Source organism: Pseudonocardia sp. DSM 110487 (assembly GCF_019468565.1).
Lineage (GTDB): Bacteria > Actinomycetota > Actinomycetes > Mycobacteriales > Pseudonocardiaceae > Pseudonocardia.
In genome coordinates this window covers 3,230,765-3,253,604 of the sequence record NZ_CP080521.1, presented here as the reverse complement: position 1 = coordinate 3,253,604, position 22,840 = coordinate 3,230,765, and the positions used below count along the sequence as shown (strand labels likewise).

18 protein-coding genes and 1 pseudogene are annotated in these 22,840 nt (G+C 72.4%); 8 read left to right on the top strand and 11 right to left on the bottom strand.

Annotation, left to right across the window (positions count from 1 at the left end):
- Window positions 1–26: 26 nt before the first annotated feature.
- The 4 genes from K1T35_RS15075 (at window position 27) to K1T35_RS15060 (ending at window position 4,481) form a co-directional block, all read left to right on the top strand.
- Window positions 27–548 (top strand): (2Fe-2S)-binding protein, encoded by a 522-nt coding sequence (locus K1T35_RS15075; protein ID WP_220260781.1) that lies wholly within the window; start codon window positions 27–29, stop codon window positions 546–548.
- Window positions 545–1,543 (top strand): xanthine dehydrogenase family protein subunit M, encoded by a 999-nt coding sequence (locus K1T35_RS15070; RefSeq protein WP_220260780.1) that lies wholly within the window; start codon window positions 545–547, stop codon window positions 1,541–1,543. The genes K1T35_RS15075 and K1T35_RS15070 overlap by 4 nt, the downstream gene beginning before the upstream one ends.
- Window positions 1,543–3,630, top strand: a complete 2,088-nt coding sequence (locus K1T35_RS15065) for a xanthine dehydrogenase family protein molybdopterin-binding subunit (RefSeq protein WP_220260779.1) — start codon at window positions 1,543–1,545, stop codon at window positions 3,628–3,630. The genes K1T35_RS15070 and K1T35_RS15065 overlap by 1 nt, the downstream gene beginning before the upstream one ends.
- 62 nt (window positions 3,631–3,692) lie before the next feature.
- Complete coding sequence (locus K1T35_RS15060) at window positions 3,693–4,481, top strand: LLM class F420-dependent oxidoreductase (RefSeq protein ID WP_220260778.1); 789 nt, start codon at window positions 3,693–3,695, stop codon at window positions 4,479–4,481.
- A 39-nt stretch (window positions 4,482–4,520) separates the two neighbouring features.
- Here K1T35_RS15060 and K1T35_RS15055 read toward each other — a convergent pair whose 3' ends face one another.
- The 4 genes from K1T35_RS15055 to K1T35_RS48835 form a co-directional block, all read right to left on the bottom strand.
- A complete protein-coding gene (locus K1T35_RS15055) occupies window positions 4,521–5,657 on the bottom strand; it encodes an ABC transporter ATP-binding protein (protein WP_220260777.1) in 1,137 nt (378 codons plus the stop codon).
- A gap of 1,372 nt (window positions 5,658–7,029) precedes the next feature.
- Window positions 7,030–7,524 carry a GNAT family N-acetyltransferase gene (locus K1T35_RS15050; RefSeq protein ID WP_220260776.1) on the bottom strand — a complete coding sequence of 165 codons (495 nt, stop codon included), beginning with the start codon at window positions 7,522–7,524 and terminating at the stop codon, window positions 7,030–7,032.
- 69 nt (window positions 7,525–7,593) lie between these two features.
- Window positions 7,594–8,103: a short-chain dehydrogenase gene (locus K1T35_RS15045; protein WP_255621912.1), complete on the bottom strand. Its 510-nt coding sequence runs from the start codon at window positions 8,101–8,103 to the stop codon at window positions 7,594–7,596.
- Window positions 8,104–8,117: 14 nt separating this feature from the next.
- On the bottom strand, window positions 8,118–8,324 hold the full coding sequence (locus K1T35_RS48835) for a hypothetical protein (RefSeq protein WP_255621911.1): 207 nt from the start codon (window positions 8,322–8,324) through the stop codon (window positions 8,118–8,120).
- Between the two features lie 212 nt (window positions 8,325–8,536).
- On the opposite strand from K1T35_RS48835, the pseudogene K1T35_RS48830 reads away from it, so the two are divergent.
- Window positions 8,537–8,836: pseudogene (locus tag K1T35_RS48830) on the top strand (SAM-dependent methyltransferase); the annotation flags it as partial.
- Between the two features lie 216 nt (window positions 8,837–9,052).
- On the opposite strand, the gene K1T35_RS15035 reads toward K1T35_RS48830, so the two are convergent.
- The 5 genes from K1T35_RS15035 to K1T35_RS15015 all read right to left on the bottom strand — a co-directional run bounded on the left by K1T35_RS15035 (window position 9,053) and on the right by K1T35_RS15015 (window position 15,622).
- Window positions 9,053–10,519, bottom strand: a complete 1,467-nt coding sequence (locus K1T35_RS15035; protein ID WP_220260775.1) for a rhamnulokinase family protein — start codon at window positions 10,517–10,519, stop codon at window positions 9,053–9,055.
- A complete protein-coding gene (locus tag K1T35_RS15030) occupies window positions 10,516–11,964 on the bottom strand; it encodes an L-fucose/L-arabinose isomerase family protein (protein WP_220260774.1) in 1,449 nt (482 codons plus the stop codon). The genes K1T35_RS15035 and K1T35_RS15030 overlap by 4 nt, the downstream gene beginning before the upstream one ends.
- A 26-nt stretch (window positions 11,965–11,990) precedes the next feature.
- A complete protein-coding gene (locus K1T35_RS15025; protein WP_220260773.1) occupies window positions 11,991–14,027 on the bottom strand; it encodes a bifunctional aldolase/short-chain dehydrogenase in 2,037 nt (678 codons plus the stop codon).
- Window positions 14,028–14,102: 75 nt separating this feature from the next.
- The gene (gene rhaI / locus K1T35_RS15020) at window positions 14,103–15,260 is read right to left on the bottom strand and encodes an L-rhamnose isomerase (protein WP_220260772.1); all 1,158 of its coding nucleotides are present in this window, start codon (window positions 15,258–15,260) and stop codon (window positions 14,103–14,105) included.
- Window positions 15,257–15,622 carry an L-rhamnose mutarotase gene (locus K1T35_RS15015; RefSeq protein WP_220260771.1) on the bottom strand — a complete coding sequence of 122 codons (366 nt, stop codon included), beginning with the start codon at window positions 15,620–15,622 and terminating at the stop codon, window positions 15,257–15,259. The genes rhaI and K1T35_RS15015 overlap by 4 nt, the downstream gene beginning before the upstream one ends.
- Before the next feature lie 348 nt (window positions 15,623–15,970).
- On the opposite strand from K1T35_RS15015, the gene K1T35_RS15010 reads away from it, so the two are divergent.
- Together K1T35_RS15010 and K1T35_RS48825 are read left to right on the top strand one after the other, a co-directional pair.
- Window positions 15,971–17,263, top strand: coding sequence for an MFS transporter (locus K1T35_RS15010; protein ID WP_255621909.1), 1,293 nt, complete (start codon window positions 15,971–15,973; stop codon window positions 17,261–17,263).
- Entirely contained in the window at window positions 17,260–21,261 is a 4,002-nt protein-coding gene (locus K1T35_RS48825; RefSeq protein ID WP_255621908.1) for a hypothetical protein, read from the top strand. The genes K1T35_RS15010 and K1T35_RS48825 overlap by 4 nt, the downstream gene beginning before the upstream one ends.
- Window position 21,262: 1 nt before the next feature.
- Here the strand turns inward: K1T35_RS48825 and K1T35_RS48820 are convergent, their stop codons facing one another.
- Both K1T35_RS48820 and K1T35_RS48815 read right to left on the bottom strand, forming a co-directional pair.
- Complete coding sequence (locus tag K1T35_RS48820) at window positions 21,263–21,361, bottom strand: hypothetical protein (RefSeq protein ID WP_255621907.1); 99 nt, start codon at window positions 21,359–21,361, stop codon at window positions 21,263–21,265.
- 52 nt (window positions 21,362–21,413) lie between these two features.
- Window positions 21,414–21,668: an SDR family NAD(P)-dependent oxidoreductase gene (locus K1T35_RS48815; RefSeq protein ID WP_255621905.1), complete on the bottom strand. Its 255-nt coding sequence runs from the start codon at window positions 21,666–21,668 to the stop codon at window positions 21,414–21,416.
- 116 nt (window positions 21,669–21,784) lie between these two features.
- Between K1T35_RS48815 and K1T35_RS14995 the strand changes: the two genes are divergently transcribed.
- Window positions 21,785–22,783 carry a LacI family DNA-binding transcriptional regulator gene (locus K1T35_RS14995; RefSeq protein ID WP_220260769.1) on the top strand — a complete coding sequence of 333 codons (999 nt, stop codon included), beginning with the start codon at window positions 21,785–21,787 and terminating at the stop codon, window positions 22,781–22,783.
- Window positions 22,784–22,840 lie beyond the last annotated feature (57 nt).

The window sequence follows — 22,840 nt, the reverse complement described above, 5'->3', positions numbered from 1 at the left end:
GGGCCGGTGCCGGGAACAGCTCCGGTATGGACGCCGACATCACGCTGATCGTCGATGGCGTACCGCGCCCCGTCACCGTCGACACCCGCACGACGCTGCTCGACGCCCTCCGCGAGCGGTTGGGGGTGACGAGCCCGAAGAAGGGCTGCGACCACGGGCAGTGCGGCGCGTGCACCGTGCTGCTCGACGGCAGACGGACGCTGGCCTGCCTCGCGCTCGCCGTTGCGCACAACGGCCACGAGGTGACCACCGCGGACGGGCTCGCGCGGGGCGGCGAGCTGCATCCGGTGCAGCAGGCGTTCCTCGACCACGACGGCCTCCAGTGCGGCTACTGCACGCCCGGCCAGGTCTGCTCCGCGGTTGGCATGCTCGACGAGCTGGGGTCCGGGTGGGCCAGCGCCGTGACGCCGCACGGGAGCGAACCGCGGCTGGACCACGACGAGGTCGCGGAGCGGATGAGCGGCAACCTCTGCCGCTGTGGGGCGTACGTCGGCATCGTCGCGGCGGTCACGTCGGCTGGGGTGACCTCGGCGGGAGAACAACGATGAAGCCCTTCACCTTCGAGACCCCTGCCGACGCGGCCGCCGCGGTGCAGGCGGTGAGCGCCGACCCGGACGCGGCGTTCCTCGCCGGTGGCACCAACCTCGTCGACCACCTCAAACTCGGCGTGGCCGAACCCGACCTGCTCGTCGACATCACGGCGCTCACGTCCGCCGAGGTCACCGACCTCGACGACGGCGGCCTCCGCATCGGCGCGGGCGTCCGCAACAGTGACCTGGCCGCCGACCGGCGCGTCCGCGAGCGGTACCCGGTGCTCGCGGAGGCGCTGCTCTCCGGCGCCTCGGGGCAGCTGCGCAACATGGCGACGAGTGGCGGCAACCCGCTGCAGCGCACCCGGTGCGTCTACTTCCAGGACGTCACCACGCCGTGCAACAAGCGCGAGCCCGAATCGGGGTGCTCGGCCATCGGGGGTGCCACCCGCGGGCAGGCAGTGCTCGGCGCCTCCGAACACTGCATCGCCACCCACCCGTCCGACATGGCGGTGGCCCTCGCCGCGCTCGACGCACAGGTGCACGTGCTCGGCGTCGACGGCGAGCGCACTCTCCCGTTCGTCGACCTGCACCGGCTACCCGAGGATCGACCCGAGCAGGACACCGTTCTCGCGCACGGTGACCTGATCACCGCCATCGACCTGCCGCCGCTGCCGCTGGCGCGCCGCTCGCGGTACCGCAAGGTGCGCGACCGCGCCTCGTACGCGTTCGCGCTGGTCTCGGTGGCCGCCGCGCTCGACGTGGCGGACGGGGTCGTGCGCGACTGCCGGATCGCGTTCGGCGGCGTCGCCCACAAGCCGTGGCGCGCATGGCGCGCGGAGGACGTGCTGCGTGGGACGACGGCCGAGACCCGCAGCTACCGCGCAGCCGCCGAGGCCGAGCTGGCCGACGCCCGCCCGCAGGACGGGATAGACGGCGGCAACGCGTTCAAGATCCCGCTGCTCACGCGCACGCTCGTGGCGGTCCTGCGCGAGCTCGCCGAGGAGTCCTGATGACCGAACTGCTCGAGACCATGGCCGTCGGGCGCGACATCGTGCGCCGCGACGGCGCCGACAAGGTGCGCGGCATCGCCCCCTACGCCTACGAGACACCGGTGCCGAACCCGGCGTACTGCCACCCGGTACAGGCGACGATCGCCCGTGGCCGGGTGAGCTGGATCGACACGACGGCGGCCGAGGTCCTCGACGGGGTGCTCGCCGTGCTCACCCCGGCCACCGCGGAGCGCCTCGCGTCCACCGACGACGCCGAGCTCGCCGTGCTGCAGGACACCGAGGTCGCCTTCCGCGGGCAGTTCATCGGGGTCGTGGTCGCCGAGACGTCCGAGATCGCGCGCCGGGCCGCCGACCTCGTGCGGGTCGAGTACGACGTAGAGCCGCACGACGTCACGCTGACCGCCGACCGCGACGATCTGTACGCCCCTGAGGTGGTCAACCCGACCTTCCCCACCGACTGGGGCGAGGGCGACGTCGACACCGCACTCGCCGAAGCGCCGGTGACGGTGCGGCAGACCTACACGACCGCGATGTACCACAACAACCCGATCGAGCCGCACGCCACGACCGCCCTGTGGGACGGCGCCACGCTGACGCTCTGGGACTCCACCCAGGGCGTGCACCCGGACCGCGCGGGCGTCTGCAAGGTCTTCGGCCTCGACGAGGAGCGGGTGCGCGTGATCTGCCCGTACGTGGGAGGCGGCTTCGGATCGAAGGGCACCCCGCACGCGCACGTCGTCCTCGCGGTACTCGCGGCGCGGGCCGTGCCCGGGCGCGCGGTGAAGCTGGCGCTCACCCGCCAGCAGATGTTCGCCCTCGCCGGCTACCGGACCCCGACGATCCAGCGGATCCAGCTGGGCGCCGACCGGGACGGGCACCTGGTCGCACTCGCGCACGACGTGGTCGAGCAGACCTCGCGGATCAAGGAGTTCGCCGAGCAGACCGCGGTGCCGAGCCGCCACATGTACGCGGCGCCGCACCGGCGCACCACCCACCGGCTCGCGGCGCTGGACGTGCCGGTGCCGTCCTGGATGCGGGCGCCCGGCGAGTGTCCCGGGATGTTCGCGCCCGAGGTCGCGATGGACGAGCTGGCCAACGAGCTGGGCATCGACCCGATCGAGCTGCGGATCCGCAACGAGCCCGACGCCGACCCGGAGTCCCGCAAGCCGTTCTCCAGCCGCGGCCTCGTGGAATGCCTGCGGGAGGGCGCCGAGCGGTTCGGGTGGGGCGGCCGCGACCCTCGCCCCGCCGTTCGCCGGGAGGGCGACTGGCTGGTCGGCACGGGCGTCGCGTCGTCGATCTACCCGGCGATGCGCCAGCGCTCCAGCGCAGTGATCCGGTTCGACGCCGGTCGGTACGTCGCCCGGATCGGCGCCGCCGATCTCGGCACCGGCGCATGGACCGTGCTCGCGCAGATCACCGCCGACGCGCTGGGTGTGCCGACCGAGGACGTCGACGTGCTGATCGGGGACACCGACCACCCGGCCGCATCGGTCGCGGGCGGCTCGTCCGGCACGTCCAGCTGGGGATCGGCGCTGGTGGCGGCCGCGCGCGCGTTCCGAGAGAAGTTCGGCACCGACCCCGACGACGGCGACGAGATGGACGCGGCCATCGGACCGAACCCGGAGACCGAGCACTACGCGATGTTCGCGTTCGGCGCGCAGTTCGCCGAGGCGCGCGTGCACGCCGACACGGGCGAGATCCGGGTGCCCCGGCTGCTCGGCGTGTTCGACGCCGGGCGGATCGTCAACCCGCGCACCGCCCGCTCCCAGTTCATCGGCGGCACGACGATGGGGCTGTCGATGGCGCTCGAGGAGGAGAGCATCCTCGATCCGCGGTTCGGCCATGTCGTGAACCACGACCTCGCCGAATACCACGTGGCGGTCGACGCCGACGTCGGCGACGTGCAGGCGTACTGGCTGGACCGGCCGGACCCGCGCGTCAACCCGATGGGCGCGAAGGGCATCGGCGAGATCGGGATCGTCGGCACCGCGGCAGCCGTGTCGAACGCGGTGCACCACGCCACGGGCGTGCGGGTGCGCGAGCTGCCGATCACGCTGGACAAGCTGCTGGACGCACTCCCTTAGCGTGCTGAAACCGCAAGAAACCGTGCCGGCTCGCGACGAAAGATCCCGTTAGGCTGCCGATCATGGCAACCGTAGACTCCCGTCCGGTTCGGATCAGCGTGCAGATCGCCCCACAGCACGTCGATTACTCGGCCATCCGCCATGCCGCGGCGCAGGTCGAGGACATCGGAGTGGACATCATCTTCAACTGGGACCACTTCCTGCCGATTTCCGGGGACCAGCACGGCAAGCATTTCGAATGCTGGACCATGCTCGCCGCCTGGGCCGAGCAGACCTCGCGGGTGCAGCTGGGCCCATTGGTGACGGCCATCAGCTTCCGCAACCCGGACCTGGTCGCGGACATGGCCCGCACCGTCGACCACATCAGCGGCGGCAGGCTGGTCCTGGGCATCGGCGCGGGCGCGATGGAACGGGATTTCGCCGAGTACGGCTACGAGTTCGGCACGCCCGGCAGCCGGGTGGGCACGCTGGCCGAGGCGCTGCCCAGGATCGAGCAGCGGTTCGCCAAGCTCAACCCGCCGCCGGTCCGCAAGGTGCCGGTGCTGATCGGTGGTGGCGGCGAGCAGAAGACGTTGGGGCTGGTGGCCAGGCATGCGGACATCTGGCACTGGTTCTCCTCCGGAGAGGAGTTCGCCCGCAAGAAGCAGGTGCTGGCCGAGCGCTGCGCGGAGATCGGCCGTGATCCGGGCGAGATCGAACTGTCGGCAGGCGTGAGCGGCGATCCCGAGGTGAACGGGTCAGCGCTGCTGGAGCAGGGCGTCACCACCTTCACCATGGAAGTGCATGGGCCCGACTTCGATCTGTCCACGGTCCGCGCTTGGGTGGCGTGGCGGGACAAACTGGGCGACTGACACACCTGGCCTCGCGCTTTCGCCGACCCGCTTCCACTACTAATTCGGGTGCATGAGCGCCCGGCCCGTCGCCGGGTCGAACACGTGGGCGCGCCGCGCGTCCAGTAGCAGCTGGGCGTGTGCCCCCTTCCGCAACGATGTGCCGCCGGGGATGCGGGCGACCAGCCGCGCGCCGTCGGCCTCGCCCGGCAGGCCGACCTCGGCGCTCACCACGGCGTCGCGGCCGGGCCGCTCGACGCTGCGCACCGACACCGGCACCGCCACGGCCGCCGGATCGGCGTCGGGGCCGGCTTCCGCGACGTCCTCCGCCCGCAGCCCCAGCAGGACCTGCGAGTCGACGCGCGACGCGAGCGCGGCCGGCACCGGACCCCACAGCGGGATGGTGCGCTCGCCGACCCGGAAGCCGGCCGAGCCACCCGACGTCACCAACCGGGCCGGGAGCAGACCCATCCCGGACGCGCCGACGAACTCGGCGACGAACGTGTCGGCAGGCGCCTCGTACACGCGGCGCGGCCGGTCGATCTGCCGGATGCGGCCCTCGTGCAGCACGGCGAGTCGATCGCCGACGGCCATGGCCTCGGCCTGGTCGTGCGTGACGTAGAGCGCGCCGACGCACGCCTTCCGGACCGCGTCGACGATGGTGCGGCGGGTGCGGGCGCGCTCTGCCGAGTCGAGGTGCGCGAGCGGCTCGTCGAAGAGGAATGCCCGTGGCGTGCGGACCAGCGTGCGCCCGATGCCGGTGAGGCCGGACTCGCCCGCGGAGAGGGTGTGGGGCAGCCGGGGCAGCAGGCGGACCAGCCCGAGCAGCTTGCTGCGGGACGTGACCCGCCGCGCGGCCTCCGGCTCGGGCACCCCGAACGCGCCTGCCGAGCGCGCCAGGTTGGCGGCCACGTCGAGGAACGGCACGAGCGTCGTGGAGCGGAAGACCATCGAGACGTCGCGCTGGGAGACCGGGATGCCCGTGACGTCGCGCCCCGCGACCAGCACGCGCCCGACCCTCAGCGGCTGCAGCCCCGCGACGGCGCGCAGCGCAGTGGTCTTGCCGCTCCCCGACGGCCCGACGACCGCGAGCACCTCGCCTGCCTCGGCAAGCAGCGTGACACCGCGAAGAGCGGGTTCGCCGCCGTAGGTGACGGTGACGTCCACCAGCCCGGTGCGCCCCATACCTGTATCCACGTCAAGAGACGGTAAGCAGCACCCCCGACAGTTGTCATGCGAGTTCCCGCAAGGCGCGGCCCGTTGGCCGAGTTCGACGCCCTGTTCCGGGCGGCTCGCGAGCCGCGCGGCTTCGTCCCTGCCGCCGATGTCGAGCGCTCCAGCAACGGGCGGGCTGGGCCGGCCTGTTGTGATCGCCAGAAGTGGCGTGAGAGCGACAGATCGAGGGTGTTGCCGAATCCGGTTGGGCCGCGTTGTGGGCTGGGCGGTTGGGAGGTGTCTTGCCTGCTCGTGGGTGCCGGGGCCTTCGGTGGCGCCGCGCAGTGTGCGGGGCCGCCCCTCCAAGCTCAAAGGGCGCTACGCGTCGCTTCGCGATCGCTCTGTCCACCCGCCCCCGCCGGCTCCGCAAGCTCTGCCGGCTGACCATCCCCCGGTGCGACCCTTGACCTCGGAGCCTCTGCGACCCCTACGGGCAGCACAACACGGGCAGGCCACGGGCCTGCCCTCTGGGCGCGCGGCGCCACCGAAGGCTGGTCTCACCGACATGATCATGCTTCGCGCGGAAACGGGTGGAACCGGCCGTGACCATGCCGCCGCTGGGCCGTGATCGTCGGAAGTGGTGCCAGAGCGACAAATCTGACGCCCTGCCACCACTCCTGCCGATCACGCAAACCTTGATCACCACGAGTGGTGGTGGGACGACAGATCTGTCGCCCCACCACCACTTCCGACGATCACGAGCCACTGGTGGGCACGTCGCGGGCACCTGGAACCCGATCAAGAGGCCAGAACGGCCCGATGATCGGTGCGAGATGCGCCCCACGGTCCGCGCGGGGGCCGCGGTGCGCATGTCGGAGTGATCACCGCGGTTCACGCACCCGTTCTCGGCCCACGCAGCCCGTCGACGGGCCGCGCGACCCGACACCGGGTGCGCGAGCGGACATCGGGTGCGCGACGGCCATCACGGGGACGGCCACAACGGGCGGCGTGAGACCGGCCTCCTGGCGGCGCCGCGCGCCCCAGAGGGCAGGCCCCCGGCCTGCCCACAAGGCATGCCCTTAGGGGTCGCAGAGGCTCCGAGGTCAAGGGTCGCGCAGCGATCGCGGAGCGACGCGTAGCGCCCTTGAGCTTGGAGGGGCGGCCCCGCACACTGCGCGGCGCCGTCAGGAGGCCACCCACCGACAGCCATGGGGCGCGGACAGGTCTGCACCCCTTGACCAACTGCAGACCTTGCTGCACGGGGCACCGACACCCCTGATTCGGCAACACCCTCGATCTGTCGCTGTCCCACCACTTACGCCGATCTTGTGTCACTGGAGGACGGAAAGGGGTGCTCGCGCACTCGGTCGACCGAGCAGTCTCCCCGCCTGACGAACCCGTCGAACGGCGCGCGCTATCCGGCGAGCGCGCCGTTCGTCGGGTTCGGGGTGAGTGTGCGCTCGTAGCAGACCGAGAGTTCCGAGTCGGCGTAGTGGCCGAAGTTGGGGATCCTCCGGTAGCCGTGGCGCTCGTAGAAGGCCATCGCGTCAGGCTGCTCGGTGCCCGTCTCCAGCTTCAGGACGTCCCAGCCGCGGCGCGCGGCTTCCGCCTCGAGGGCGGCGAGCACCACGCCTGCCATGCCGGACCGCCGCCGCGCCGGCACCACGTACATGCGCTTGACCTCGCCGACCCCGTCGCCCAGCGCGCGCAGCGCCCCGCAGCCGACGGCTTCACCAGCGGCGTCGCGGGCGAGCAGGAACACCGTCGTGTCGGCGGCCGTCGGCGCGGGTCCGGGCTCGCTGTCCGGTGTGCCGTAGCGCTCGGTGAGCTCGGCCCGCTGAGCAACGCGGAGCGCGACGGCATCCGGGTGATCGAACGGAACGGCCTCGACGAGGAGATCAGCTATCACGCGGGTCCACGCTACGGACGCAAGGTCACAAGCGCGGGCTCCCGCTGGCAGGACGACGCGATCGCGGCCCTATGCGAGCTGCACACCGGTGAACCGTGCGAGCGCATCGATCAGGTCGTCCTGGAAGCGCTCGTCGTGAACGGCGGGATGGGGTGCCCGGAGCCGCTGGTGGTACCAGTAGCCGCCGCTGGTGCGTGCATCGGGATCGTCGCTGGTGGCAAGCCATTCCTGGGTGAGGTGGCCGAGCCGGAGGTCGTCGGGTGCGCCGGGTCCACCCATCCTGGTGGGCACCCACCCCGGGTCGACGGAGTTGCTGAGCACGTCGGGCCGGATCCGCGCAACGGCAGCGGCGAGCGCGGCGACGAACAGCTTGCTGTCCGAATAGGTGCCCGTCGTCCGCGCTCCGCTCCAGTCCATACCGTCGAGGACGGCCCGGCCGCCGCGATGCATGCCGCTGGTGAGGTAGATCAGCCGTTTCGGGCGGTCGACGCAAGCGGTCAGGAGGTACGGGGCGACGACGTTGACGGGCAGGATCCTCTGGCCGGTGTACACCCCGGCGTTGTGGACCAGGGAATCCATCCGGCCCAGCGCGTTCACCTGCTCGGCGAGATCACGTACCTGCCGCAGATCCGCCAGATCACCGACAACACCATCGGCACCTCGGTCCAGCAGCTCGCGCACGGCGGTGAGCCGTCCCCGGTTCCGGGTATGGACCCGACGTGGTGCCCGGCCTCCAGAAGGGTCTGAGCGGTCGCCCGCCCGAGGCCATCGGCCGAGCCGGTGACGAGGATGCGTGCCATGGTCTCCTTCCGGGCGGCGGACGTAAGAGTCCCCCGGCATCGACGTTAGGCCGCACCGTGGCGGCGTGGGGTCCTCTGTCAGTACATGGCTCGGCGGGGACTCCCGCAGCAACGAATCGGACCTGCTTGGCCCGCGATCAAGGACGACGAGGGGCGGTTACGATCGGTCCGACGACCACTCCTTCCGGTGGAACGGTGGACGGAGCGTGAGCATGACCAGGCCGCTCGAGGAGCTGGACCTCCACTTGGACCGGGCGCACGGTGCCCGCATCTACGACTACATCCTCGGCGGCGAGGACAACTACGAGCTGGACCGGCAGGCCGCCGACGCGTCGCTACAGGTGTGGCCGGCCCTGCGGATCCACATGCAGGCCAACCGCGCGTTCATGCATCGGGTCGGCCGGTTCCTGGTCGCGGAGCGCGGGATCCGCCAGTTCCTCGACATCGGCACCGGAATCCCCACCAAGCCCAACCTGCACGAGGTCGTGCAGTCGGTCGCACCCGACGCCCGCATCGTCTACGTCGACAACGATCCGATCGTGCTCGCCCACGCCCGAGCGCTTCGCCGCCACCATCGCCACCGAGTACCCCGGAGGGGCGTACGGCGTACATCAACGCCGACATGCGCGACCCGGAGTCCATTCTCGGGGCCCCGCAGCGCGCGACGCTGGATCTCGACCGGCCCGTCGGGCTGCTGCTGGGCGGTGGGCCGCAAGCCGTGAACCAGCTCAGGCGCGGGCCGGGGTGCGCTCCAGGCGCCGCTCCGCCTCCACCCACGCGGCCTCGTCGCCTCGCGGCTCGTAACGCGTCAGCGGCTGCGTGTCGCGCAGGAGGGCGCGCAGCGCCGCCAGGTCGCCCTGCACCGCACCCAGGGCGCGGGCCTGCACCAGGACGTTGCCCAGCGCCGTGGCCTCCACCGGCCCTGCGACGACGGGCAGGCCGCATGCGTCGGCTGTGAGCTGGCAGAGGAGCGCGTTGCGCGCCCCGCCGCCCACGACGTGCACGACGTCGACGTCCCGCCCGGACAGCGCAGATGCCTCGCGCACCACGCGCCGGTGGGCGAGGGCGAGGCTCTCCAGCACGCACCGGACGATCTCGCGCCGGCCGGCCGGCGGGTCCTGCCCCAGCCTGCGGCAGGTGTCGACGATGCGCTCGGGCATCCCGCCGGGGGCGAGGAAGGCCGGGTCGAACGCATCGATCACCGCGCCGAACGGCCGGGCCAGCGCGGCCTCGTCCAGCAGTGGCAGCAGCTCGGCGCCGGGCCAGGCGCGCAGGCACTCCTGGAGCAGCCACAGCCCCATCACGTTGCGCAGGTAGCGCACCGTTCCGTCGACGCCCAGCTCGTTGGAGAAGTTCGCGGCGCGGCTCGCCTCGGTGAGCACGGGCGCGGGCAGCTCCACCCCGACGAGCGACCACGTGCCGCAGGAGATGAACGCGAACCGCTCCCCCTCGGCCGGCACGCCCACCACGGCCGACGCCGTGTCGTGCGAACCGACCGCGATCACCGGCACGGGGCCGGTGAGGCCGGTGTCGGTGAGCACCTGCGGCGAGAGTTCCCCGATCCGCTCCCCCGCCTCGATGAGCGGCGCGAACAGGGCCGGGTCGACGCCGACGCGGCGGGCGACGTCGTCGGCCCACCTCCGCGCGCCGACGTCGAGCAGCCCGGTGGTGGACGCGTTGGTCACCTCGGCACGGCGGCTGCCGGTGAGCCAGTAGGCGAGCAGGTCGGGCAGCAGGAGCAGGTCCCTCGCCGCGGCCAGCTGCGGCGTGCCGAGCGCCGCGACCAGTTGGTAGATCGTGTTGATCGGCATCACCTGCACGCCCGTAGCCCCGTACAGGTCGGCGGGCGGGATGATCCCGTTCACCCGTTCGGCCACGCCGTCGGTGCGGGCGTCGCGGTGGTGCACCGGGTTGCCGAGCAGCGCGCCGGTGGCGTCGAGGAGGCCGAAGTCGACGCCCCACGAGTCGATGCCCACCGAGTCCAGCTCAGGCCCCGCGGCGCGCAGGCCGTCCAGGATGCCGCGGTACAAGGCGAGCACGTCCCAGTGCAGCGTGTCCCGCAGCCGCACGGGCCCGTTGGGGAACCGCGCGACCTCGGTGAGCTCGAGCCGGTCGGCTCCGACCTCGGCGGCCATCACCCGGCCGCTGGACGCTCCGAGGTCGACGGCCCCAACCCGGACGGCAGGAGCCCTCATACCCGGACCTGCACGAACTCGAGGCCCACCAGCTCGGCCGCGGCCTTCAGCTCGGCGGCGCGGTGGCCGATGCCGAGCGCCCAGTGGTGGTCGACGCCGGAGGCGCTCCAGGCGTCCGTCCACTCGCCGGGGTCGCAGCCGAAGTCGACGCGGGAGGTGGTGTTGCCGATCCGCAGCAGCGGGCCGGGTACGACCGTGCCCTCCGAGGCGACCATCACGTACCGGCCGTCGCGGCGCTGCCCGATCCCGAACGTCGTGACCGGGCCCTGCTTCACGTCGAACTCGACGGACACGCCCCACCCGCGCTTGCCGTGGTACACGCCCAGGCCGCGCAGCAGCGGCTTGCGCGAGCTGATCGCCAGATGGGCCGGGCCGTCGTGGCCCATCTCGACCACGTCGTCGACGAAGTTCAGCGCCTGCAGCTCGGTGAACGACCCGCCGGCACCGAGCCGGTCCATGACCAGCATCGCGATGGAGTTGCGCAGCTCGTACTCCCCCGCGGCCGGCACGCCGCGGGCCGTGAGCAGCGAGGCGCCGAGGATCATCCCCGCGCCCAGCTTCTCGTGCTGCTCGCCGTTCAGGCCGCGGTGGTAGTAGGCGAGGGAGTCGAGGGCGAAGTCGTCGACGAGCCGGTCCAGGCCCACGGAGACGCGGGCGCCCCATGCGAGGTCGTCCGGGTTGACGGTGTCGTCGAGCTCGAACACCTCCTCGGCGAGACCAACGCGCTCACGCACCTGTGCCTCGGTGACGTCCTCCACGCGCACCCGCAGGTCGTCGAACTCCAGCACCTCGACGTGCCCACCGAGCTGGGTCGACACCGACGTGAGGTCGGTGGAGACGTCGAGCATGCCCGGGTAGAGGTGGCCCATCAGCCCGTGCCGCCCGTGGCGCAGCGCCCCGCGCACGCCCGCCGCCTTCACCCAGCGCTCGATCCGCGCCCAGGCCCGCTCGTCCTCGAGGTAGCCGGACACCGACCGGAACTCCACGCCCGCGCGCTCGAACGCGTTGGCCATCTCCGGCAGCGGGCAGGCGCCGCAGTAGGCGAGCCACGCACCGGTGTCGAAGGTCTCGTGGTCCATCTTCTCGGTGGGCTGCAGGTTGATCAGCAGCACGGGCGCCCCGCTGCGCTGCGCAACCGGCAGCAGCATCGACGCGGTCATGTACGTCGTCAGGAAGCCGACGATGAGATCGCAGCCTGCGGACCGCAGCTTCTCCGCCGCGACCGCGCCCTCGGGGGCGTCGGAGATGAAACCGACGTCCACGACATCGATGTCGCCGACCTGCCGCAGCCGCTCCGAGACCCGCGCCGCGGAGCGCTGCAGCTGCGGGAGCAGGTCGGGGAACTGCGGCCAGTAGGCGCCGAGCCCACCTGCCACCAGCCCGACGGTGGTGCGACGCGGCGTCACGCGCCGGAGCGCGGCGGGACTCTCGAGCAGGGACGTCATCGTTCCTCCGATCGCGGCTCGGGACACTAGCGCAGGAAGGCCGCCGCCACCCCGGCGTCGACCGGGATGTGCAGGCCTGTGGTGTGGGTCAGGTCGCCGCCGGTGAGCGCGAAGACCGCCGCGGCGACGTGCTCGGGCAGCACCTCCCGCTTGAGCAGCGTGCGCTGGGCGTAGAACTTGCCAAGCTCCTCCTCCGGCACGCCGTAGACGGCGGCGCGCTGGGCGCCCCAGCCGCCCGCGAAGATCCCGGAGCCGCGCACGACGCCGTCCGGGTTCACCCCGTTGACCTTGATGCCGTGCTCGCCCAGCTCGGCCGCGAGCAGCCGCACCTGGTGGGCCTGGTCGGCCTTCGCCGCGCCGTACGCCACGTTGTTCGGGCCGGCGAACACGCCGTTCTTGCTGGAGATGTAGACGATGTCGCCGCCCATGCCCTGCGCCAGCATCGCCTTCGCCGCGGCGCGGGAGACGAGGAACGAGCCCTTCGCCATGACGTCGTGCTGGATGTCCCAGTCGGCGTCGGTGGTCTCCAGCAACGGCTTGGAGATCGACAGGCCCGCGTTGTTGACCACGAGGTCGACGCCGCCGAACGCCAGCGCCGTGGCGTCCACGGCCGCGGCGACCGCGGAGGCGTCGGTGACGTCGACGGTGACCGGCACCGCCACGTCGGCCGAGCCCAGCTCGGCGGCGACGGCGGCGGCCGCGTCGGCGTCCCGGTCGGCCACGACGACGCAGGCGCCCTCGGCGGCAAGGCGCTCGGCGATCGCCTTGCCGATGCCGGACCCGCCGCCGGTGACGAACGCGATCCGGGTGGCAAGGGGCTTCGGCTTGGGCATCCGCTGGAGCTTGGCCTCCTCGAGGGCCCAGTACTCGATGCGGAACTTCTCCGACTCGGGGATCGGGGCGTAGGTGGAGACCGCCTCGGCGCCGCGCATCACGTTGATCGCGTTGACGTAGAACTCGCCCGCAACGCGCGCGGTCTGCTTGTTGGCGCCGAAGCTGAACATGCCGACGCCCGGGACGAGCACGATCGCCGGGTCGGCACCGCGGATCGGCGGGCTGTCCTGCGTCGCGTTGCGCTCGTAGTAGGCGCGGTAGTCCTCGCGGTAGGCGGTGTGCAGCTCCTTCAACCGGGCGATCGCCTCGTCCAGCGGGGCGGTGGCCGGCAGGTCCAGCACGAGCGGCGCGACCTTGGTGCGCAGGAAGTGGTCGGGGCAGGAGGTGCCCAGCGCGGCGAGGTGCGCCAGCTTCTCGCGGGACAGGAAGTCGAGCACGACACCTGCGTCGGTGAAGTGCCCGACCTGGCGCCGGTCGGTGGAGGCGAGCCCGCGGATCACGGGCGCGAGCGCGGCGGCGCGGGCAAGCCGCTCGTCCTCGGGAATGGGTTCGAAACCGGGGCGCACCGGGCCGAACGGCTCCGCCGCACCCCGGGAGTCGATGTAGGCCTGGGCGGTACGGATGATGTCGAGCGAGTTGCGCTCGCACTCCTCGCTCGTGGCACCCCACGCGGTGATGCCGTGGCCGCCGAGGATCACGCCGATCGCCTGCGGGTTGGCCGCCTTCACCGCGGCGATGTCGAGGCCCAGCTGGAAGCCGGGGCGCCGCCACGGCACCCACAGCACGCGGTCGCCGAAGATCTCCTTGGTGAGCGCCTCGCCGTCGGCGGCGGTCGCGATGGCGATACCGGCGTCCGGGTGCAGGTGGTCGACGTGGTCGGCCTCGACGAGCCCGTGCATCGCGGTGTCGATCGACGGCGCGGCCCCGCCCTTGCCGTGCAGGCAGAAGTCGAACGCGGCGACCATCTCGTCCTCGCGCTCCACGCCCGGGTAGACGTCGACGAGCGCCCGCATCCGGTCCAGCCGGAGCACCGCGAGGCCCTTCTCGGTGAGCGTGCCGAGGTCGCCGCCGGAGCCCTTGACCCAGATCAGGTCGACCGGTTGACCCGTCACCGGATCGGTCTCGGAGCCCTTCGCGGAGGTGTTGCCACCCGCGTAGTTGGTGGTGGTCGGATCGGCCCCGAGCCGGTTGCTCCGAGCGATGAGCTCCTGGACGGTGGGGTTCGTCATGGTCCCTTCCGGGTTCTGTGGTGTGGGGGTCGTGAGTGGATACGCGAGCTATAGCGCGCGTATCCACTCACGAGTTCACGCGCCCCAGCCTGCCTGCTCGCCGCCCACCCGCTCCGCCACGATCTTCTCGAAGTAGCCGGATCGGGCGTAGGCGGCCATCGGGTCCGGGTCGAGGCCCATCTCCTCGCGGAGCTCGCGCAGCAGCGGGCGCACGTCGGTGTTGTAGGCGTCCATCAGGACGGCGTTGGCGCCGAGCACGTCACCGGCCCGCTGCGCGGCGGCGAGGGCGGCGGCGTCGACCAGGAGCGCCTTGGCGGTGGCCTCCTGGACGTTCATCACCGAGCGGATGATCGCCGGGATCTTGGGCTCGATGTTGTGGCACTGGTCCAGCATGAACGCGATGCCGGCGTCCTCGCCGAGCGCGTCGGCGGAGACGATCTCGTGCATGATCCGGAACAGCTGGAACGGGTCGGCCGCCCCGACCATGAGGTCGTCGTCGGCGTAGAAGCGCGAGTTGAAGTCGAACGCGCCCAGCCTCCCGGCCCGCAGCAGGAACGCCACGATGAACTCGATGTTCGTGCCCGGGGCGTGGTGGCCGGTGTCGATGCACACCGTGGCCTTCGGCCCCAGCTCGATGCAGTGGGCGTAGGAGGTGCCCCAGTCCGGCACGTCCGTGGTGTAGAACGCCGGTTCGAAGAGCTTGTACTCCAGCAGCATCCGCTGGTGGTCGCCGAGCCGGTCGTACACCTCGCGCAGCGCCTCGGCGAGCCGGTCCTGCCGGGCGCGGATCGAGTCCTGGCCCGGGTAGTTGGTGCCGTCGGAGAACCACAGCTTGAGGTCGCGGCTGCCGGTGGCGTCCATGATGTCGACGCACTCGAGCAGGTGGTCGGTGGCCTTGCGACGCACCGCCGGGTCCGGGTTGGTGACCGAACCGAGCTTGTAGTCGTCGTCCTGGAAGACGTTGGAGTTGATCGCCCCGATCCCGACGCCCTGGTCGGCGGCGTACTTGGCGAGCGCCGCGTAGTCCTCCACCTTGTCCCACGGGATGTGCAGCGCCACCGTCGGCGCCACCCCCGTGAGCCGGTGGACCACACCGGCGTCGGCGATCTTCTCCTCCGGGTTGCGGGGGACGCCGGGCTGGGCGAACACCTTGAACCGGGTGCCGGAGTTGGCGTAGGCCCACGACGGGGTCTCGATGCGCTGCTGCCGCAGGGCGGCCCGGACGTCACTCACCTGTGGTTCTCCGTTCGGGACAGCTGGTCCTCCAGGTGGAAGACCTCCTCGAGGACGAGGAACCCCTCGTCCGGGGCCCGGCCTGCGAGGCCGGTGAAATACTGCGCCATCTCTGCCTGCCAGCGGGCGTTCACGTCGGTCTCCGCCATGGCGCGCTGTGCGGCGGCCAGGTCGTCACACTCGACGTACCCCACGAGCAGCCCGTCCTCGCGGACGTGCAGTGAGTAGTTCCGCCAGCCGGTGTCGCGCAACGCAGCGAGCATCTCCGGCCAGACCTGCCTGTGGCGCTCCTTGTACTCGTCAAGGCGGTCGGGCCGCACCTGGAGCAGGAAGCAGTAGCGCATCGGCGCTCGGTCCCCCATACGGCGACATCGACGACGGAATGAAACCTTTCAATGCACTGTAGGAGACGTCGCAAGGGCCGTCAACGGGCGACCCACCACTTCCCGGCCTCAGGCGCCCGCACGAGGGCGGGAGCCGGCCCGTCGCACCTCACCGGTCGTTCACGGGAAGCCGAGCGGCGAATCAGGTCGCGATACAGCCCGCTCGATCCCGCACATATCTGAGATGATCACAGACAGAATCGTTACGATTCGGGCTTGTTGCGCGTCCGCCCCGCCGCTAGCCTCCCCCCTTAATACGTTTCAACCGGCGGCGGTACAGCCGGGGACCGCGTGTGCGAAGCCGTCGACGAAGACGAGGAGAAGGTCATGGCCGCACCCGATGCCGTGGGGGTCGAACCCGGCGGGGACGACAGCACGATCAGCAAGCAGCAGTGGAAGTGGTCCGTGCTCGCCGCGATGGCGTCGTACCTCGACGCAGGCTCGATCGTGGCGCTGGGCGCTGGGCTCACGCTGTTCCAGGCCGAGCTGGGCCTGTCGAGCTTCGGGGTCGGCGCGCTCGCGGCGATCGGGCCGAACGCCATCGGATGCGCGATCGGCGCGTTCGTCGGAGGGCGGCTCGGCGACAAGCTCGGCCGCAAGCGCATCTACAAGTGGGACCTGCTCGTGTACGCGCTCGGCATCCTGCTGATCGCGTTCTCGGTCGACCCGATCATGCTGTTCGCCGGCACGTTCATCGTCGGCGTCGCGGTGGGCGCGGACGTGCCCACGTCACTCGCGCTGGTGGGCGAGTTCGCCCCGGCGAAGGGCCGCGGCCGACTCATCGGGCTCACCCAGGTGGCGTGGAGCCTCGGCCCGGTTGTCGTGCTCATCCTGGCGCTGGTGCTGAGCCCGATCGGCCTGCTGGGCACGCGGATCGTGTTCATCCACCTCGCGATCGTCGCGCTCGTGACGTGGGCGCTGCGCCGCGGCATGGTCGAGTCGGCCCGCTGGACCGCGGCCGCGGGCCGCGCACGATCGGTCGGCGAGCAGGTGGGCGCGCTCTTCCGCGGCGCCAACCTGCGCGCGCTCGTGTGGACGGCCTCGATCTACACCTTCTGGGGACTGGCCGCCGGCACCGCGGGCATCTTCACCCCCTACGTCGTCGAGACGCTCGGTGCGGGCACGCAGGCCGCGGGTGTCGCGCTGTCCTGCGCCGGGTTCGTGATCACGATCTTCTCCACCGTCTTCGTGTTCATGCGCTACAACGACCGCAGCTACCGCACCCGCCGGATGATGTGGGGCATCGGCGCCCTGTTCCAGGTCGCCGCGTACGCGATCTACCTCGTGCTGCCGTTCACGGTGCCCGTCGTGATCGCCAACATCGTGCTCTTCGGCATCGGCGCATCGCTCGCGGGCGAGCCCACGTACAAGGTGTTCAGCCAGGAGCTGTTCCCGACGATGCTGCGCGGCACCGCGCAGGGCTTCACGTTCGGCGTGGCCCGCACACTGCTGGGCGTCTGGTCGTTCTTCGTGCCGATCCTCGCGGCCGTGGAGATCGGCCCGGTCGCGCTGCTGCTCACGGCGTTCCTCCTCATCAGCGGCATCATCGGGTTCTTCTGGATGCCCGACACGGTCGGCAAGTCCCTCGAGCAGATCGAGGCAGAGCGGGCCGCGGCATGACGGCCGGGGTCGAGGACCTGCTCTCCCGGTTCACCGACCCCGGCCCCCAGTACGGCCCCTTGCCGATCTGGTGGTGGAGCGGCGCGCGAGTCACCCGGGAACGGCTGCGCTGGCAGATGGAGCAGCTCGTGGCCGGTGGCGTCCGGCAGGCCGTCGTGCTCTGCCTGGCGCCCACCGGGCCGATGTTCGGCTCGGTGGCGGACGACCCGCCGTTCCTCTCACCGGAGTGGCTCGAGCTGTTCGACGCCGCCTGCGCCGATGCAGAGGAGCTCGGCTTCACGCTGTGGCTCTACGACCAGATCGGCTTCTCCGGCGCGAACTTCCAGGGCAGGCTGATCGCGGCCGAGCCCGGGTTCGCCGGGCAGGCCCTGTTCCGGACCGAGCGCGAGGGCACGGACGTCTCCGTCACCGCGCCGGCCGGGCACGACCCGCTCGCCGCCTACGCTGTTCTCACCCACCCCGCCGGCTTACCGTCCCCCGTGGTCGAGGACGGTGACCGGGTCGCCATCCCCCTCGTGGACGGCGTCGCCCGCTGGGCGGGCCCGCAGGCCCGCGTCACGCTGGTTCACGCGGGCACGAGCGGCTTCGACTACTTCTCCACACAGGCCTGCGCGGCGCTGCTCGACCAGGTCCACGGCACGATGGAGAAGGCGGTCGGGCACTGGTTCGGCCGCACCATCGGCGGCTTCTTCCAGGACGAGCTGCCGCCCATGCCGACATGGGGCCGCGACTTCGCCGCCACCTTCGCCGAGGCGTACGGCTACGACCTGCTCCCCCTGCTGTGGGCGCTGTGGGAGCCGGACATCTCTCCCGAGGCCGCCCGGGTGCGTCGCGACTACCACGCCCACCGGGCCTGGCTCGCCCGTCGCGGTTTCTTCGACCAGCACGACGCCTGGTTCGCCGAGCGCGGCCTCGTCTGCGGGTTCGACCAGGCCTCACCGGCCCGCGAGGGCGACCCGGTCGGCGGGGTACACACCTACGGCGACTACCTCGGCCTGCACCGCGGCTACGGCGCCCCGGGCAGCGACCACTGGGGCGATGCCAAGGTCCACAGCTCGCTCGCCCATGCGAACGGCCACGAGCGCACGTGGATCGAGGCATTCCACTCATCCGGCTGGGGCGGCACCCTCGAGGAGACCTACGACTGGCTCTCGGCGTTCCTGCGCCGCGGCGCCACCCTCTACGACCCCCACGCCGTCTACTACGCCACGGTCGGCGGCTGGTGGGAGTGGGCGCCGCCGTCCACCTGCTGGCGCCAGCCGTACTGGCCGTCCTACCCGGTGTTCGCGAAGGCGGTATCCCGCCTGTGCGCCGTGCTGACGGCCGGCACCCATGTGGCCGACGTGCTGCTGCTGTCCCCCACCACCACCGCGCAGGCGCACGTCACCCTCGCCGGCCCGCTGCCGGACGCAGAGCGCGTCAACCGCGTGTTCCGTGAGCTGAACGGCGTCAACTCGTGGCTCTCCGAGCGGCGTGGCGTGCTCGAGCGCGCGAACGTCGACCACGACGCGCTCGACGAGGCCACCCTCGCCACCGGTGAGGTGCACGCCGACGGCCTGCGGATCGGCGCGGAGACCTACCGCACGGTCGTGCTGCCCGCGGTGTCCGCCCTCCACGGAGACGCCGCGGAGCGGCTGCTGGAGTTCGCGGCCGTCGGCGGGCGGGTGCTCTGCGTCGAGCGGGCGCCGGAGCTCCTCCTCGGCGGTGACCCGGGGGTCGGTGAGCGGTTCGCGGCCGCCGTCGCGGACGGGACGATCACGGTCCTCCCGAGCGCGCAGGAGGTTCCGTCCGCCGTGCACCGCGGCCCGGTCCAGGTGGACGCCGACGCCCCCTTCCTGTTGCGCCGGCACGGGAACGCGCACGTCATCGCGCTCACGGCGCACGACGAGCACACCGGCACCGAGGCGCCGATCCTCGACCTGCACGGGTCGTGGCTGGAGAGCGGCTTCACATGGCAGGGCTACAACGACGCCCTCCGCACCACCGGCTACCGCTTCCGCCCGCCCGGGGACCGGGTCGCGCGGGTGCGCGTGACCGGGAACGAGCGGCCGAGGGCGCAGAGCTGGTCACCGGGCACGGGCCGGCGCACCGAGCTGGACGTCACCGCCGCCGAGGGGGCATGGGAGTTCGCCGTGCCCTTCGACGACGGCGCCGTCGCCCTGGTCGTTCTCGGCCCCGATCTTCCGGAACCGACCGCGGAGCCGCTCGGCCCGGTGGTCGAGACGATCGCCCTGGACGGGCCATGGCGGGCGCTCGCCGAGTCCACCCTTGACAACCGCTGGGGCGACCTCGCCGCCGCCGACCGCCCGGGGATCCTCCCGATCGAGGTCTGGCGCCTGGAACACGTCTCCTCCCCTGCGGGCCCGACGTCCGAGCACGGCGAGTCCCGCGTTCCTCCCGCCAGCGAACTCCCGCCGATGGGCCCGCCGCAGGACGGGTGGAGGCCCGTCACCGCGGGATTCGGCCCGTTCGCGCAGGTACGAGGGCCGTGGAGCGAAAGCCAGCCGCCGGGGTGGCGGCCCGCCGAGTGGTCGCTCTCGCGCGGCATCCGCGACGACCCCGCGCACGCCGAGACCCTCGGGCCGAAGGGCCACGTGCCCGAGGAGTTCCTGGACTGGCGGCACGTCCGCGCGGGCGAGCGGGTGGCGGTGCGCACCCACCTGCCGCTACCCGACCGGCGAGGGCTGCTGCTCGCCGTCGGCGCGGGCGCGCCCCGCCGCGTGCTCGTCGACGGGGTCGAGGCGCCGGTGGACGGCACGGGGCACCTGTCGTTCAGCCCGCTCCCTGCCGCGCGCACGGTGGCCGTGGAGATCGAGCTGACCGCCGAGCGGGACGGCCCGCTGCGCGCCGCGTTCGCCGTGGTGACCGACGCCGAGGCGTACGGGCGGCCGGAGTGGATGCTGCCGGGCGGTGAGTGGGTGGAGGGCGAGTCCGCCGACCTGGTGCTGGACCTGCCGCTCGATGCCGTCCCCGCGGACGCGCGGGTCCACGTGGGCTCGGACGGCGCGTGCCAGGTGCTCGTGAACGGCATCGAGGTGGGCCGCCAGGGCGACTTCCAGCCCTACCCCGGCCACCGCGAGGTCCGCGTGCACGCCTACGACCTCGGCCCGCACCTGCGCGCCGGGGCCAACGAGGTGGTCCTGCGCGTCACCAACCAGGGCGGCGAGCCCACGGCCGCCACCCTCGACTCACCAGACCTCGGCGTGTGCAGCGGGCCCGGCTGGACGGCCGTGCGGGGCGGCGCGGCCGTGCCGCTGCTGCTGCGCCGCCGCCACCCACTCGACCCCGGCTTCGTCTGCGCGCGGACGCGCCCCCACCCGCTGCCCGGGGCCGCATGGCTCGACCCGGCGGCAGCGGGGAACGGCGTGGTGCTGCCGGTCGTGCCGGACATCGCGCCCGGCCCGGAGCGCGCCGAGTGGCTGCGGCTGCGCGTCCCGCCGGGCACGCTCGCCCTGCGGGTGCCGACACGGCTGCCGGTGGTCGCCGTGGTGGACGGCGTCGAGATCACCCCCGTCGACGGGGTCGTCCGGCTGCCCGCGCTCCACGGCCCCGACGTGCTGCTGCGCGTCACCGCCCGCGACGGCAGGCGGGGCGGGGCGCTGCTGGACGGTCCCGTCGAGCTGGAGGTCACAGAGGCCGAGGTCCCGCTCGTGCCGTGGGAGGAGCTGGGGCTACGTGCGCTGGGCGGGCAGGTGACCTACCGGACCAGCGTGAGCGCCCCGTCCGGTGGCCGCACCGTGCTCGACCTCGGCGAGGTGCGCGGCACCGCAGACGTCCGCGTGAACGGCACGCTCGCCGCCCGGCTGGTGTGGGGGCCGTGGCGCGCCGAGCTCACCGACCACCTTCGGCCGGGCGAGAACGAGATCGAGGTGGTCGTGCGCGGCACCCTCGCCGGCTACCTCGACGACGCCTCCCCCACAGCGGGTGTCTACGCGGGCCAGGTGCGCACCGGCCTGCTCGGGCCGGTCGTGCTGCGACGGCACGGGGACTCCCCGTGACTCACCCCCTCCCGACCAACGTTCCGCCGTTGACCTGCAGGATCTGCCCGGTCGTCCACCCAGCGTCGGGAGCGGCGAGGTGAGCGACCGCGGCGGCCACCTCGGCGGGCGTGCCCGACCTGCCATCGGGATCTGGGCGAGGCGCGACGCCATCACGCCCTCGGTGAGCCGGTCGGCTCAGAACACCGGGGGACGGCAGCCTGCGGAGCCGGCGGGGTGGGTGAACGCAGTGTCGGGCACGAAACCGGGCGCGACGTGATCTCCTTCGCCGCGGTGGCGAGCACATCGGCCCTCCTGCCGACGATCACCACATCGGCCCCGTCGGCGGCCAGGCGCGCGGCGATCGCCCGGCCGATCCCGGTGCCGCCGCCAGTCACCACCGCCTGCCGGATCACTCGTTCGCTCATGCAATCGACGCTAGTGGCAGGCCCGTGAGCTGGAGAGCACTACACTCCATCCGTTTGAGCGGCCCGGGGAGGCGACGAGCGTGACGGCGGGGACGAGCCCTCGGGGCGCCCCGAGCATGAAAGACGTGGCTCTGCGCGCCGGCGTCTCGCTCGGGACCGTGTCCAACGTGCTCAACCGTCCCGAGCTGGTCAGCGAGCGCACCCGGCAGCGGGTGCAGGCCGCGATCGCCGAGCTCGGTTTCGTGCGCAACGAGTCGGCCCGTCAGCTGCGCGGCGGGGGCAGCCGCACGCTCGCCTACGTCGTGCTGGACACGTCCAACCCGTTCTTCACCGACGTCGCCGAGGGCGTGCAGGAGGCCGCGGACGGCGCGGGGCTCGCGCTCTTCCTCTGCAACAGCGCCGAGAGCGCCGGCCGCCAGGCGAGCTTCCTCGACCTGCTCGAGCAGCAGCGGGTGGAGGGCGTGCTGATCACACCGGTCGACGTGGCCGACCCGCGAATCGGCGCGCTCGCGGGGCGCGGCACACCGGTGGTGATCGTCGACAGGGGTGCGGGTCCAGACGGCTGTTCGGTGGCCGTCGACGACGTGCTGGGCGGCGACCTCGCCGTCACGCACCTGCTGGAAACGGGCCACCAGCGCATCGCGTTCGTGGGCGGCCCGCGCGCGATCGGCCAGGTGGCCGACCGGATCACCGGCGCGGAGAAGGCGGTCGCCCGCTCGCCGGGAGCGGAGCTCGTCATCATGGAGACCGCCGCACTGAACGTCGCCGAGGGCCGCAGGGCGGGCGAGCGGATCGCCGGGATGCCGGCGGTGCGCCGCCCCACGGCGGCGTTCTGCGCCAACGATCTGCTCGCGCTCGGGCTGCTGCAGCAGATGGTGCGGCTCGGGCTGCGCGTCCCCGACGACCTGGCGATCGTCGGTTACGACGACATCGAGTTCGCCGAGGCCGCCGCCGTGCCGCTGACGTCGGTGAGCCAGCCGCGGCAGCTGCTGGGGCGCACCGCGGCCGAGCTGCTGCTGGAGGAGCGCCGCGCACCGGATGACCACCAGCACCAGCAGGTGGTGTTCGCTCCCGAGCTCGTGGTGCGCGCGTCCACCCGCCTGCGTCAGAGGTAGCTGCCACGAATGCGGCCGAGCCGCATCCGGACGCATGTGGGGACCCGCTTCTGAGGC

Bases quoted from the DNA above. Each gene is read 5' to 3' on its own strand.
- K1T35_RS15015 (WP_220260771.1), bottom strand. From the start codon at position 15,622: ATGGGGGACCGAGCGCCGATGCGCTACTGCTTCCTGCTCCAGGTGCGG.
- K1T35_RS14995 (WP_220260769.1), top strand. From the start codon at position 21,785: ATGAAAGACGTGGCTCTGCGCGCCGGCGTCTCGCTCGGGACCGTGTCC.
- K1T35_RS15025 (WP_220260773.1), bottom strand. From the start codon at position 14,027: ATGACGAACCCCACCGTCCAGGAGCTCATCGCTCGGAGCAACCGGCTC.
- K1T35_RS48815 (WP_255621905.1), bottom strand. From the start codon at position 21,668: ATGAGCGAACGAGTGATCCGGCAGGCGGTGGTGACTGGCGGCGGCACC.
- K1T35_RS15065 (WP_220260779.1), top strand. From the start codon at position 1,543: ATGACCGAACTGCTCGAGACCATGGCCGTCGGGCGCGACATCGTGCGC.
- K1T35_RS15035 (WP_220260775.1), bottom strand. From the start codon at position 10,519: ATGAGGGCTCCTGCCGTCCGGGTTGGGGCCGTCGACCTCGGAGCGTCC.
- K1T35_RS15060 (WP_220260778.1), top strand. From the start codon at position 3,693: ATGGCAACCGTAGACTCCCGTCCGGTTCGGATCAGCGTGCAGATCGCC.
- K1T35_RS15010 (WP_255621909.1), top strand. From the start codon at position 15,971: ATGGCCGCACCCGATGCCGTGGGGGTCGAACCCGGCGGGGACGACAGC.
- K1T35_RS15030 (WP_220260774.1), bottom strand. From the start codon at position 11,964: ATGACGTCCCTGCTCGAGAGTCCCGCCGCGCTCCGGCGCGTGACGCCG.
- K1T35_RS48825 (WP_255621908.1), top strand. From the start codon at position 17,260: ATGACGGCCGGGGTCGAGGACCTGCTCTCCCGGTTCACCGACCCCGGC.
- K1T35_RS15070 (WP_220260780.1), top strand. From the start codon at position 545: ATGAAGCCCTTCACCTTCGAGACCCCTGCCGACGCGGCCGCCGCGGTG.
- K1T35_RS15045 (WP_255621912.1), bottom strand. From the start codon at position 8,103: ATGGATTCCCTGGTCCACAACGCCGGGGTGTACACCGGCCAGAGGATC.
- K1T35_RS48835 (WP_255621911.1), bottom strand. From the start codon at position 8,324: ATGGCACGCATCCTCGTCACCGGCTCGGCCGATGGCCTCGGGCGGGCG.
- K1T35_RS15075 (WP_220260781.1), top strand. From the start codon at position 27: ATGGACGCCGACATCACGCTGATCGTCGATGGCGTACCGCGCCCCGTC.